Genomic DNA, 14,003 nt, shown 5'->3' with positions numbered 1-14,003 from the left:
CGTTTTCAGGTGGAGCGCATCAATGTAGCATAAGTTGATGCGGCTTCCACTCTCGCCTCAGGTGATCACTGTCGGTTCGTCGAAAGCCGTGCGGCTCTTGATCTCGGCTAGCGTTTCGGCAGCGGCGATCAGTTCGGCGAGGGCTACCTGGGTCTCGATGTGGTGGCGCGAGGCGTCCGGCTCGTAGCGCTCGATATAGACGCGCAGGGTAGCGCCTGAGGTGCCGGTGCCGGACAGGCGGAAGACGACGCGGCTGCCGCCTTCGAACAGGACGCGGATGCCCTGATTGTTGGAGACCGAGTGATCGACCGGATCATGGTAGGAAAAGTCGTCGGCTGCGGCGACGGTCAGGTCGCCGACCCTGGTGCCGGGCAGCGTCGCCAGTTTGTCACGCAGCATGGCGACGAGGCCGTTGGCACGTTCGGTGTCCACACCCTCGTAATCGTGACGCGAATAATAGTTGCGACCGTAGGTGGCCCAATGCTGATGAACGATGTCGGTGACGCTTTCGCCACGAACGGCGAGAATGTTGAGCCAGAGCAGGACGGCCCAGAGACCATCCTTTTCGCGGACATGGTTGGAGCCGGTGCCGGCGCTTTCCTCGCCGCAGATCGTCACCTTGCCGGCGTCGAGCAGGTTGCCGAAGAACTTCCAGCCGGTCGGCGTCTCGTAGATGCCGATGCCGAGCTTTTCGGCGACGCGGTCAGCGGCTGCGCTGGTCGGCATGGAGCGAGCGATGCCGGCGATGCCGCCCGAATAGCCGGGCGCCAGATGGGCATTGGCCGCCAGGATCGCCAGGCTGTCGGAGGGGGTGACGAAGATGCCCTTGCCGATGACCAGGTTGCGGTCGCCATCGCCGTCGGAGGCCGCACCGAAATCGGGCGCGCCTGCACCGCTCATCATCTCGTCATACAGTTCCTTGGCATGCACCAGGTTCGGGTCCGGGTGGTGGCCGCCGAAGTCTGGCAGCGGAATGAAGTTGCGTACGGTGCCTTCAGGTGCGCCGAGGCGGCCTTCGATGATGTCCTTGGCATAGGGGCCGGTGACGGCGCTCATGGCGTCGAAGACCATGCGGAAGCCGAGGCCGAACATGTTGCGGATTGCATTGAAGTCGAACAGGCTTTCCATCAGTTCGGCATAGTCGGCAACCGGGTCGATCACCGCGACCTTCATGCCTCCCAGCTCGAATGTGCCGACCTTGTCGAGATCGATATCGGCGGCATTGACGGTCTTGTAGCTGTCGATGACCTTGCTGCGGGCATAGATCGCGTCGGTGATCTTTTCCGGTGCAGGGCCGCCATTGCCGATATTATACTTGATACCGAAATCTTCGGTCGGGCCGCCGGGGTTGTGGCTGGCCGAGAGCACGATGCCGCCGAAGGCCTTGTATTTGCGGATGACATGCGAGGCGGCAGGCGTCGAGAGAATGCCGCCCTGGCCGACCAGGACCTTGCCGAAGCCATTGGCTGCGGCCATTTTCAGCGCCTTCTGGATGACTTCGCGATTGTAGAAGCGGCCGTCGCCGCCGATCACCAGCGTCTTGCCTTCGAAGCCGTCCAGCGAATCGAAAATCGACTGGATAAAATTTTCGGCATAGTTCTCCTGCTGGAACACCGGAACCTTCTTGCGCAGTCCCGACGTGCCCGGTTTCTGATCCGCATAGGGTTTCGTGGTGACGGTGGAAATCATGGTTTTACTGGCCTTTCGAGACGAGGCGTTGATAGAGGTCGGCATAGAGAGCGGCGCTGCGGTCCCAGGAGACGTCCGATTTCATGCCCTGCTTCTGCATCTGTGACCAGAGTTTCTGGTCTTGATACAGCCGGATGGTGCGGCGGATCGCGCGGCGCAGGGCCTCGGCCGTGACCGGTGCAAACTGGATGCCGGTGGCGACACCTGCCGAAATTGCTGCTTCATTGGCATCGATTACGGTGTCGGCAAGACCGCCGGTGCGGGCGACAAGCGGCACGCAGCCATAACGTAGAGCGTAGAGTTGCGTCAGGCCGCAGGGCTCGAAGCGGGATGGAACGAGGATGACGTCGGCGCCCGCCTGCATCAGATGGGACAGCTTTTCGTCATAACCCAGGACCATGGCAACGCGGCCGCGATGTCGGCTTGCCGCCGCCTGCAGCGAGGTTTCGATCGCACTGTCGCCGGAACCCAGAATCGCAAGCTTCGCGCCGGATTCAACAAATTCGTCGATCACCTCGCTGAGCAGGTCGAGGCCTTTTTGCCAGGTCAGGCGGGATATGACGCAAAACAGCGGACCATCATCGCTGTCCAGGCCGAACCGCTTGATCAGTGCCGTCTTGTTGACCGGACGTTTCTTCAGCGTGGTCGCGGAGTAGTTGGATGCCAGCAGATCATCGTTGGCCGGGTTCCAGACGTCGGCATCGATGCCGTTGACAATGCCATAGAGATCGTCGGAACGACCGGCGATCAGGCCTTCAAGGCCCATGCCGAATTCATGGGTGAGGATTTCCTCGGCATAGGAGGGGCTGACGGTGCTGACGGCGTGGGCGGTCACCAAGCCACTCTTCAGGTAGCTCAGCGTGCCGTAGTATTCGAGTGCTTCGGTATAGGCGTGCGGCGGCAGTTCCAGATAGGGGAAGAGTTCGGCGAAGAACTGGCCCTGGAAGGCGATGTTGTGAATGGTCATGAGGCTCGGCTTTTCCGGGGCCTCGGCATAACGCATGTAGACGGGCGTCAAGGCGCCCTGCCAGTCGTGCACATGGACGAGGTCCGGCACGAAATCAGGCAGAATTCCCGCCGCGATTTCGGCGCCTGCCTTGGATAGAACGGCAAAGCGCTTCCAGTTGTCCGGATAGTCTCGCGCATTGCCATCGACATAGGGACCGCCCGACCGCTCATAGAGCGCCGGGCAGTCAAGTACGAGGATATCCAGCCCGTCGTGGTTGACCGCGAGCAGGGTCACATGTTCGCCAAGCAGGTTGTCGAACTGGTGCACCTTCTTCGGTTTCTTGATCGCCTTCATCACGGCCGGATAGCCGGGAATGAGCGTCTTGGTCTCGATGGCATGGGCCGCGAGCGCAAGCGGCAGAGCACCGGCGACGTCCGCGAGGCCGCCGGTCTTGATCAAGGGATAGAGCTCGGAGGCGACCGAAAGAACTTTCATGGATTTGGCTAACCCAATTTGTCGATCATCGCCTGGGTGATCAGGCAGATCCCGTTTTCACTGCGGCGGAAGCGTTTGGCGTCCATTTCCGGATCCTCGCCGACGATCAGGCCTTCGGGGATCACGACGCCATGGTCTATCACGACATTTGTGAGCCGCGCATGACGCCCAACCTGAACCTTGGGCAGGACGACAGCGCCTTCGAGGCGGGAATAGGAATTGGCACGCACGCCGGTAAACAGCAGGCTCTTGTACAATGATGAGCCGGAGATGATACAGTCGCCGGAGACCAGCGAGGAGATCGCCGAGCCACGACGGCCTTCGTCGTCATGGACGAACTTGGCCGGCGGTGTGTTTTCCGAATAGGTCCAGATCGGCCAGGACTTGTCGTAAAGGTCGAGTTCCGGAACGATGTCGGTCAGGTCGATATTGGCCTGCCAGTAGGCGTCAATGGTACCGACGTCGCGCCAGTACGGCGTTTTCTCGAAATCGGAACGGACGCAGGAGCGCGCGAAGCGATGGGCGACAGCCTTGCCGCTCTGGACGACGTAGGGAATGATATCCTTGCCAAAATCGCGGCTCGAATTCGGATCGGCGGCATCGCGGCGCAGCAGTTCCATCAGAAATTTGGTGTGGAAGACATAGATGCCCATCGAGGCGAGCGCCATGTCCTCGTTGCCGGGAATGCCTGGCGGATCGGCAGGCTTCTCGACGAAGTCGATGATGCGGTCGGTCGCGTCGACATGCATGACGCCGAAGCCGACAGCCTCCATGCGCGGCACTTCCAGGCAGCCGATGGTGACATCTGCGCCGGTGTCGACATGCTGCTGGAGCATCTGCTCGTAGTCCATCTTGTAGATGTGGTCGCCGGCAAGGATCACCATGTATTCCGGGCCATAGGGCTCGATAATATCGATGTTCTGGAATACCGCGTCGGCCGTGCCCTCATACCACTGCGTTTCCGAGACACGCTGGGAGGCCGGCAGGACGTCGAAGCTTTCGTTGCGCTCGGGGCGGAAGAAGTTCCAGCCGAGCTGCAGATGGCGGATGAGCGAGTGCGCCTTGTACTGCGTGGCGACGCCGATGCGGCGAATGCCGGAATTCAGCGCGTTGGAGAGTGCAAAATCGATAATGCGTGCCTTGCCGCCGAAATAGACGGCGGGTTTTGCCCGGCGATCGGTCAATTCCTTGAGACGACTGCCGCGGCCACCGGCCAGAACATAGGCCATGGCGTCGCGCGACAGGCTCTTGGTCCGCTTTTCTGTCATATTTTCCTCCCCTTACTGTTCCAGTTCCAGCATGATCACGGCCAGAGGCGGCAGTGTCATCACCGCCTTTGCCCATCCTTCGCCAGAGGTGTGGGCCTCCACCCGACCACCATTGCCCTTGCCGCTGCCGCCATAAATTTCGGCATCGGTATTAATGATTTCACGCCAGCGACCACCCGCAGGCAGGCTTATGCGATAGTGCGAATGGAAGGTCGGCGTCAGATTGCAGATGACGGCGATCGGTTTTTCGCCCGGCGCCTTGCGCAGCCAGGCAAAGACGGAATTGTCCTGGTCCTCGCTGATCAGCCATTCGAAGCCCTCGCCCTCGCAGTCGCGCGCATGCAGCGCAGGCTTCGAGCGATAGGTGAGGTTGAGGTCGCGGATCAGGCGGCGCATGCCTTCGTGGGGTGCATACTGAAGCAGGTTCCAGTCGAGGGACTGGCTCTCGCTCCACTCGCTCCACTGAGCAAATTCCTGGCCCATGAACAGGAGTTTCTTGCCGGGATGGCCCCACATGAAACCGTAATAAGCGCGCAGATTGGCAAATTTCTGCCAGTCGTCGCCGGGCATCTTGGCGATCATCGAGCCTTTGCCATGCACCACTTCGTCATGCGAAATCGGCAGGACGAAATTTTCCGAAAACGCATAGAGCAGGCCGAAGGTCAGTTCCTGATGGTGATGCTTGCGGTGGATCGGATCACGGGCAAAGTAGCTCAGCGTGTCATGCATGAAGCCCATGTTCCACTTGAAGCCGAAACCGAGCCCGCCTTCATGGACGGGCTGCGATACTTTCGGCCAGGAGGTGCTCTCCTCTGCAATGGTCATGATGCCCGGATGGCTGCCATAGACATGGCTATTCATCGACTGCAGGAAACGCACGGATTCGAGATTTTCGCGTCCGCCATATTCATTGGGCACCCATTCGCCCTCTTTGCGCGAATAGTCGAGATAGAGCATCGAGGCGACCGCATCGACGCGCAGGCCGTCGAGGTGGAATTTCTCGGCCCAGTAAAGCGCATTGTTGATCAGGTAGGACAGGACCTCGATCCGGCCGAAATTGTAGATCGCCGTGTTCCAGTCGGGGTGGAATCCCTGACGCGGGTCCTCGTGCTCATAAAGTGCCGTGCCGTCGAAATGGCGCAGGCCATGGGCATCGGTGGGGAAATGCGCCGGCACCCAGTCGAGCAATACGCCGAGGCCGACCTTGTGGCAGCCGTTGACGAAACGGGCAAACCCTTCCGGTTCGCCGAAGCGCGCCGTCGGGGCAAACAGGCCGGTCGTCTGGTAGCCCCAGGACGGGTCATAGGGATATTCGGAGATCGGCATGAATTCGATATGGGTGAAACCCATGTCGACGCAGTAAGGGATCAGGCGCTCGGCCATTTCGTCCCAGGTCAGCAGCGCGCCATCGTGGTGACGCTGCCAGGAGGCGGCGTGAACCTCGTAGATCGAGATCGGCTGCTGCCGCTGGTTGATCGACGCCCAGTGCTTGCGATGATCCTCGTCTTCCCAGACTTGCTCCAGTTCGGCTGCGGTCACCGAGGCATTCTTCGGGCGCAGTTCGGCACGGCGGGCATAGGGATCCGCTTTCAACGGCTGCAAAGCGCCATCCTTGCCGATGATCTCGAATTTATAGGCCGAACCCGTTCGCACATCCGGGGCAAAGATTTCCCAGATGCCGGTGTCGCGGCGCAGGCGCATGACATGGCGGCGGCCGTCCCATTCGTTGAAATCGCCGACGACCGACACGCGGCGGGCATTCGGCGCCCAGACGGCAAAATGGAAGCCGTCGACGCCCTGATGCTTGAGCGGATGCGCGCCCATCTTGTCGAACAGACGCAGATGCGAGCCTTCGCGGATGAAATAGTCATCCATCGGTCCGAGGATCGGGCCGAAACTATAGGGGTCGGTCACCGTCCATTCGGTATCGCCGCGCGTTGCGCGGTAGCGCACCGGCTGCAAACCCTGAACCTTGACCGGACCGGCGAAAAATCCGGCCTGATCGAGGCATAACAATTCACCCACCACGGCGCCGTTCAAGGTTGTCGCGGTGACCGTTTCGGCGCCGGGCACGAAGCAGCGCGCGATAAAACCGCTGCCGCTCTGGTGCATGCCCAAGATCGCGAAAGGATCGTTATGGGTGCCTTGGATAATTGCCTGCACGTCTTCAGCCGGCGGTGTTTCCGGCTTACCTGTCTCACCGACCTTCTTCGGCGATCTTGCCATCAAGCTCTCCAGATGTCCGCGTTGTACTGGCGGATGGTACGGTCCGAAGAGAACCAGCCCATGCGCGCGGTATTGCGGATCGTTTTCGAGTACCAGCCAGGCGTGTCGATCCAGATGTCGTCGACCTTGCGCTGGGCCTGGGTATAGGCATCGAAGTCTGCGGCGACCATGAACCAGTCATGCTGGTAGATGCCCTGCATCAGCCCGGCATAACGCTCGCGATCGTCGGGAGAAAACACGCCGGAGGAAATCGCCGCAAGCGCCTGGGAAAGATCGCGGGAGGCATCGATCGCCGCACGCGGATTGTATCCATCGGCGCGGAGGCGACCGACTTCGTCGGCGGTCATTCCGAAAATCACGATGTTTTCCTCTCCGACATGATCCCGCATTTCGACATTGGCACCATCGAGGGTTCCGATGGTCAATGCTCCGTTCAACGCGAACTTCATGTTCCCGGTTCCCGATGCTTCCATGCCGGCGGTCGAAATTTGTTCGGAAAGGTCGGCGGCCGGCACCATGACTTCGGCGAGCGAGACATTGTAGTTCGGCACGAAGACGACCTTGAGGAGACCACGGACCGAAGGGTCGTTGTTGATGACGCGGGCGACGTCGTTGGCGAGTTTGATGATCAGCTTGGCGTTATGGTAGCTCGGCGCCGCCTTGCCGGCGAAGATCTTGACGCGTGGAACCCAGTCGCGTTCCGGATGCGAGCGCATCTGGTCGAACAGGGCGACCGTCTCGATGATATTCAGGAGCTGACGCTTGTACTCGTGGATACGCTTGATCTGTATGTCGAACATCGCGTTGGGGTCGAGACGGATGCCCATGCGGCCGGCCACCAGGGCTGCCAGCTTTTCCTTGTTGGAACGCTTCACGGCGGCGAATTTCTGCTGGAAGCTCGCATCGTCGGCGAAGGCATCAAGGGCCGTCAGCTTGCTCGCATCATCCAGGAATTCGGGGCCGATGGCCTCCTTGATCAGCGCGGTCAGATCCGGATTGCACTGCATCAGCCAGCGGCGTGGCGTGATGCCGTTGGTCTTGTTGTTGATGCGGGTCGGATAAAGCTTGTGCAGGTCGGAGAAGACCGTTTCCTTCATCAGTTCCGTATGCAGGGCGGAGACGCCGTTGATCGAGTGCGCGCCGATAAAGGCAAGATTGCCCATGCGTACGCGGCGATCGCCGCTTTCGTCGATCAGCGAGATACGGCTGATTTCACTGTCGGAGAAACCGCGATTCTTGCGGGCCGCCAGCAGGATCTTGGCGTTGATTTCATACACCAGCTGCATGTGGCGCGGCAAAAGCCGTTCGAACAGCGGGACGGGCCAGCTTTCCAATGCTTCGGGAAGCAGTGTGTGGTTGGTGTAGGAAAAGGTCTTCCATGTGATGTCCCAGGCCGTGTCGAAATCGAGACCGTGCACGTCGACGAGCAGGCGCATGAGTTCGACGACGGACACAGCGGGGTGCGTGTCGTTCAGCTGAATGGCGACCTTGTCGGGCAGGGCGGCCAGCGTATTTCCCTGCTGCAGGTGGCGTCGGACGATATCCTGCAGCGAAGCGGAACAGAAGAAATACTCCTGCCTGAGGCGCAGCTCCTGGCCGGCAGGCGTTGCGTCTGCCGGGTACAGAACCCTGGTCAGGCTTTCGGCCTTGTTGCTCTCGCGCAGCGCGCCGATGTGGTCGCCGGCGTTGAAGGCATCGAGCAGGATCGGGTCGATCGGCTGGGCGGACCACAGGCGCAAAGTGTTGACGCGTTCGCCGCGCCAGCCAACGGCCGGCGTATCGTAGGCGGTGGCGATCACCCGCTCGCCCTGTTTCCAGACGTAGCGCAACTCATCTTCCGGGCTGGTGATCGTCTCGACCGTGCCGCCGTAACCGACTTCGTATGAGCTTTCGCGACGTTCGAATTCCCAGGGATTGCCGTGTGCCAGCCAGCTTTCCGGCAGCTCGACCTGCCATCCCTCGGCCATCTGCTGGCGGAAGAGGCCATGGACGTAGCGGATGCCGTAGCCATAGGCAGGAATGTTGACCGTCGCCATCGATTCCATGAAGCAGGCGGCGAGGCGGCCGAGGCCACCATTGCCGAGGGCTGCATCCGGTTCAAGGCCGGCGATGACGTCGAGTTCGACGCTGAGCGAGGTCAGAGCCTGGCGAATGTCTTCCATAAGGCCGAGGTTCGACATGGCGTCGCGCATCAGACGGCCGATGAGGAATTCCAGCGACAGGTAGTAAACCCGCTTGCCGTTGTTGTGATAGGTGGTGCGGGTCGATTCCATCCATTTGTCGATGATGCGGTCGCGCACCACGAGGATGGTTGCCGTCAGCCAGTCATGCGGCGTTGCGACCTTGGCATCCTTGCCGATCGCGTAAGTCAGCTTCTCCATGATTTCGGCAGCAAGGGCATCCGGATCGGATGCGATGCGCTTGGGAAGGGGAAGGTCAGCTGTGTGGGGAGTTTTGATCATCGGTCCGCCTGGAGTTGCTGGGTCATCCGGGCCGTCACCGATTCTTGAGCGCCGGTGATCGTCCCCCTCACATGCAGTTTACGCACTGATATGAAACAGTTGCAACAGGCCAAAGGCTGCCATCGATAAAATGTCGGAGCCTTTTGTTCCGCCATTAAGCTTTTGAGTTTTCGACTATATCACCGAATCCTGCGTGGTGAAAAAAAGCCGCGGCCTTGTCGGCCGCGGCTTTGCAGGGGATTTTGCCATAACGCTTTGGCTAGGCTCAGTTGGTCAGGCGGGTGGAAGCCTGTGTGGCCTTCTCGCCGATCTCCTTGAAAGCGGCAACAAGTTCGGCCGCGCTGCCTGCGTCATAATAGTGCGATGTGTCTGTGGCGCATTTGCTCAGCAGTGCCTGGCCACGGCTCGGCGCCATGAAGGCAACCGTGAAGATCTCGACACCCGCCGTCTTGGCGGAGGTGCAGGTCGCCAAAGTCTTGGTATCGGCACTGGTCTGATTGTTGTCGCCGTCGGTCATGAAGACGATGAACCTGCCGGGATTTTTTTGACCGTTCTTGTTCTTGTGTGCCGTGAGTTCGCTCGCAGCCGTTACGTCAGTATAGGCTCTTGCCATGGCCGCGGAGGAATCGGTGTTGCCGCTGGCCGGCAAGGCTTGCACATAGGCCAGTGCCTTGGCGGTTCCCCATTCAAATGTTGTCGGTGTCTGCATCGCGGAATGATAAGAGACTGCGGCTGTCCGCACGTATTTCTTTTCGGTGTCGGCGGAATCCAGCTGCTTTGTCAGATTGGCAGCGGCCAGCTTCAGTGCTTCGATCTTTGTGTAGTAGTTGGTCTCCTGCCTCGTGCAGGTCTTGCTGACATACTTGCCTTTGTTGTTGTAATAGCTGCAGTCATAGGAAACGGTCTTTTCTGGCTGAGCCGCATTGACCGTGCTCGTGTTCTCCGCCATCGAGCCAGACCGGTCGAGGACGAGGAACATCGACAGGGCATTCTTGCTCTCTGTCGTGCTTTGCGCGGTGCTGGTGACGCTGAGTTTGACCTTGTCCCAGCCGAGAACGCTCGTCAGGCCGTTGGTTGGCATGTTGTAGTAGCCGGAGAGCGTCACGTCGAAGGTCTTGCCGGATGCCGTTGTGGTATTGCGCTCGACCGAACCAATTGCGGTCTTGTCGATGGCGTCAGGGTCATCTTCACCCGCCGGGATTTCGCTGTCGCCACCGGCCCCTTTGCCACCGTTGATGACGTTGTTGAACTCTGCCGCCATGAAGGTCTTGGCGAGCTCTAGAGCCTGATCGTCGGTAATACCCTTGGATGCCAGCGCCGACGCTGCTGCCAGTGTCGCGGCATCGGCGGAATCCTGGAGTGCGGCCCGGATCTGAACCATCTTGTTGAGATCCATGGCAATGCCGGCGGTCGCAAGTGCCACGGGCAGGATGATCGCAGTCATCATGCCGAAATTGCCGCCACGGTCGCCGAGCAACCGGGCAAAAAGAGTCTGCTGTCTCTTGGTTCTAGTCATCATGTCCATCCAAAGGCAGTCGTTTGGATGGGTTATAGGGCAGGAGTTATTGTGTTCCGGCTAAAATGACCGGTAAAATTGTTGGTAATTGCGTTTCTTATTGCTTCACCGGGATCACATCGACGGCCTGGTCCGTCTTGTGCTTGCCATAGGTCTTCAGCACGCCGATCACCGGTGCGACATCGGAGTAATCGCGACCATAACCGACGACGATGTGATCGGTGCCGGCCGGGATGTTGTTGGTCGGGTCCAGTTCCACCCAGCCAAGGGTCTTGCCGCACCAGACGCGGACCCAGGCATGCATGGCATCGGCACCCTCGAGACGTTCCTTGCCGGGTGGAGGGATGGTGCGCAGGAAACCGCTGACATAGCCGGCGGGGATGCCGAGGCTCCTGAGTGCTGTGATCATCACATGGGTGAAATCCTGGCAGACGCCATGTTTCTTGCTGAAGGCTTCAGCGGGCGTGGTGTCGACGGTCGTGGCATCCGCGTCGTACTTGAAGTCGTGATAGATGCGCGAACAGAGTTGCTCGCCAACCTGGCGCACTGTCATGCTCGGCTTCAATTCCTTGCGCGCATAGGCGGCGATGTCCTTGTCGCGCGGCAGGCGAGGGCTCGTGCCGATGAAATGGTGCGGCGATTCCGCGTCCAGCGTCCAGGTGTCGGCAATTTCCTGCGGCAGGCGGTCGAGGATCGGCGAAAAATCGGCGGCGATCGGCTGCGGCTGAACCAGCACACGGGCCTGCATGCGAATATCGAGCTTTTCATGCGGCGCGCGCAAGATCGCATGGCTTGCCGGATGGCGGAAGAAATCGACGAAGTTCGTCAACTCGTCCGGTTCCGGACTGATGGTCACGGCGCCGGCAACCAGCCGTTGCCGGTCCGGCAGGGACAGGGGCAGCAGCCGCAGCATGTGGTGCGCCCCGGATGCCTGGGCTTCGTAGCGGTAAGCGAGATGGAGCGATACATCGTACAACATCGGATCAGCCCAGATAGGTTTGTGCGAGGATATCGGAGAGCTTTTCCAATTCGCGTTCAAGGTTCGCGTAGACCTCGGCGGTCATCGTTTCCGGTGTCATCACGGCGAGGCCGGAATGCAGGCGCATGGCTTCCCGGGACATGCTGGACATCTGGCCATTGATCATGGCGTTCGGCAATTGCTCGACCTCGGTGCGGATCTCGTTCAGCTGGAACAGGATCGAGCGCGGGTTGAGCGGATCGAGCGCCAGAAGATCGGTGACGGTCAGGCTTGCCGTCGAGACATTGTAGCGACGGCGATGGGTCATGACGTTGTCGCCAATCTCGAGCAGCATGTCGAGCGCGCCATCGGGGGCGTCGGGTCCGGTCATGTGGCCGAGCAACCGGGTCATGTGCAGGCCACGCTCCAGCAGGCGGCCAATGGTGAGGAAGCGCCAGCCGGTGAAGCGGTACATGTTTTCATGCACGAGGCCGGCAAAACCTGCGAGCTTGCGGAGCAGGATGGTCATCGCATGGGCCGCATCGTCGCCCGGCTTGACGCGTTCATGGAAGCGCTTGGCGGTCTTCGACAGGTCGGTCAGTGCCAGCCAGCCATCGGGCGAAAAGCGGTCGCGGATGTTGCTGGCGGAATAAACGGCGCTGTCGATATTGCGCAGCAGGCTTTCGGGCACGCCGTTGTTGGTGTCGACATCGATGTTCGACAGATAGTCGCTGACAAAGGCGAGAAGCGGCTGGTCGGGGTTGGCGCTTTCGGCGTAGCGGGCATGCCAGGCCCGCAGGATGCGCAGCACACCTTCGGCGCGCTCGATATAGCGCCCCAGCCAGAAGAGATTGTCGGCAGCCCGGCTCGGCAGGCTGCCCGGCATGTTGCGGGTGAAGCTTTCTTCGGCCGGCAGCAGCGACGTGCGATCGACCGGCTTGTCGGACACGATCCAGACATCGGCAGCACTGCCACCCGACTGCATGGCGATTGCCGACACATCCTTGCCGCTGCCGATGCGGGCAAAGCCGCCGGGCATGATCTGCCAGCCGTTCTTGGTGCGGGCCGCAAAGACGCGCAGGCTCATCGGACGCGGGCACAGCTGGCCATTGATGATCGCCGGCGTGGTGGACAGCGTGACCACTTCCTGACCGACGAGATTGCCGGCCTCGGCCTCCAGCCATTCGGCGGCGGTGCGGCCCTGGCTGTCCTTGTAGCGCGAGCCCATGACCGAGCGGCCATTGTCGTCGAAGAAGGGCAGGCGGGAATAGGCCGAGCCGATGACCATGCGGTCGAGATGGCGTGCGACATGCTCGCGTTCCGCCTTTTGACCGCACCACCAGGTGGCGATCGACGGCAGCTTCAGCTCCTCGCCCAGCAGATGGCGCGAGATGGTCGGCATGAAGGCGAGCAAAGCGCGGGTTTCCAGAATGCCGGAGCCGAGCGCATTGACGAAGGAGACGGTGCCATTGCGCAGCGCCTCGACCATGCCGGGCGTGCCGATATAGGAGTTCTGATCGAGTTCCAGCGGGTCGGCAAAAGCCGCGTCAAGGCGGCGCCAGAGCACGCTGATCGGCTTGAGGCCGGCCACGGTGCGCACCATGACCTTGCCGTTGACGACGGAGAGGTCTTCGCCCTCGAGCAGCATGATGCCGAGATAGCGGGCGATATAGGCGTGTTCGAAATAGGTCTCGTTGGCGGGGCCGGGAGAGAGAACGGCGATGCGGTCGTCATTGCCCTGTTTCTGGCCCTGAAGTGCCGAGCGGAAGGCACCGAAGAAGGAGGCAAGCCGGTGCACATGGGTTTCGGCGTAGATGTCGGAGAAGGCGCGTGCGGTTGCCACGCGATTTTCGAGCGCAAAGCCGGCCCCTGACGGGGCCTGGGTGCGGTCGGCGAGAACCCACCAGTTGCCATCCGGGCCCCGGCCGATTTCGAAGGAACAGAAATGCAGGTAGTGGCCGCCGGCCGGCTTGATACCGACGAGGGGGCGCATGAATTCGGGATTGGACGCGATCAAGGCTGGTGGCAGGAAACCCTGCTGGACGAGGTTGTTGTCGGAATAGATATCGGCAACGACCTGTTCGAGAAGATTGGCGCGCTGGACCAGACCATCGGCCAGCACCTGCCATTCGGCATCGGAAATCAGCACGGGAATGTGCGAGAATGGCCAGGCGCGCTCGCTGCTGCCGTCTGAGCCATAGGCACGATAAAACACACCGGCATCGCGAAGGTAACGGTCTGCCCGGGCAAAACGCTCGTGCAATTCGTGTTCGGTCATCTTTTCGAGGGCAGACACGAAAGGTTGCCAGACTGGGCGGATCTTGCCCTTGGCATCGATCATTTCGTCGGCGGCACCCGCCACCGCGCGGTAGCGGGCCGTTCGGGCCGCGCTTGCGGGTGCTTTGGGCGGGGTCTTTTCCGCTGCCGGTTTATTTGCCAT

The 14,003-nt window shown here is 60.7% G+C and carries 8 protein-coding genes; all 8 read right to left on the bottom strand.

Features of this window, described 5'->3' with window-relative positions; all coding sequences use genetic code 11:
- Positions 1 to 57: 57 nt before the first annotated feature.
- Complete coding sequence (locus tag LQ231_RS17325) at positions 58 to 1,689, bottom strand: alpha-D-glucose phosphate-specific phosphoglucomutase (RefSeq protein ID WP_230172474.1); 1,632 nt, start codon at positions 1,687 to 1,689, stop codon at positions 58 to 60.
- Positions 1,690 to 1,693: 4 nt separating this feature from the next.
- Positions 1,694 to 3,133: a glycogen synthase GlgA gene (gene glgA / locus LQ231_RS17320; protein WP_230172472.1), complete on the bottom strand. Its 1,440-nt coding sequence runs from the start codon at positions 3,131 to 3,133 to the stop codon at positions 1,694 to 1,696.
- An 8-nt stretch (positions 3,134 to 3,141) separates the two neighbouring features.
- On the bottom strand, positions 3,142 to 4,401 hold the full coding sequence (glgC, locus tag LQ231_RS17315; protein WP_113142171.1) for a glucose-1-phosphate adenylyltransferase: 1,260 nt from the start codon (positions 4,399 to 4,401) through the stop codon (positions 3,142 to 3,144).
- Between the two features lie 12 nt (positions 4,402 to 4,413).
- A complete protein-coding gene (gene glgB / locus LQ231_RS17310) occupies positions 4,414 to 6,627 on the bottom strand; it encodes a 1,4-alpha-glucan branching protein GlgB (RefSeq protein WP_230172471.1) in 2,214 nt (737 codons plus the stop codon).
- The gene (locus LQ231_RS17305) at positions 6,627 to 9,089 is read right to left on the bottom strand and encodes a glycogen/starch/alpha-glucan phosphorylase (RefSeq protein ID WP_230172470.1); all 2,463 of its coding nucleotides are present in this window, start codon (positions 9,087 to 9,089) and stop codon (positions 6,627 to 6,629) included. Before LQ231_RS17305 ends, glgB begins: the two co-directional genes overlap by 1 nt.
- 265 nt (positions 9,090 to 9,354) lie before the next feature.
- Positions 9,355 to 10,605 carry a TadE/TadG family type IV pilus assembly protein gene (locus tag LQ231_RS17300; RefSeq protein WP_230172469.1) on the bottom strand — a complete coding sequence of 417 codons (1,251 nt, stop codon included), beginning with the start codon at positions 10,603 to 10,605 and terminating at the stop codon, positions 9,355 to 9,357.
- A gap of 97 nt (positions 10,606 to 10,702) precedes the next feature.
- On the bottom strand, positions 10,703 to 11,584 hold the full coding sequence (locus LQ231_RS17295) for a transglutaminase family protein (protein WP_113142168.1): 882 nt from the start codon (positions 11,582 to 11,584) through the stop codon (positions 10,703 to 10,705).
- Between the two features lie 4 nt (positions 11,585 to 11,588).
- A complete protein-coding gene (locus tag LQ231_RS17290; RefSeq protein ID WP_230172468.1) occupies positions 11,589 to 14,003 on the bottom strand; it encodes a circularly permuted type 2 ATP-grasp protein in 2,415 nt (804 codons plus the stop codon).

Origin of the sequence: Rhizobium sp. CECT 9324 (genome assembly GCF_918741265.1) — a bacterium.
In the GTDB taxonomy this organism is placed as follows: Bacteria; Pseudomonadota; Alphaproteobacteria; order Rhizobiales; family Rhizobiaceae; genus Allorhizobium.
This window is presented reverse-complemented; position numbering and strand designations above follow the sequence as displayed.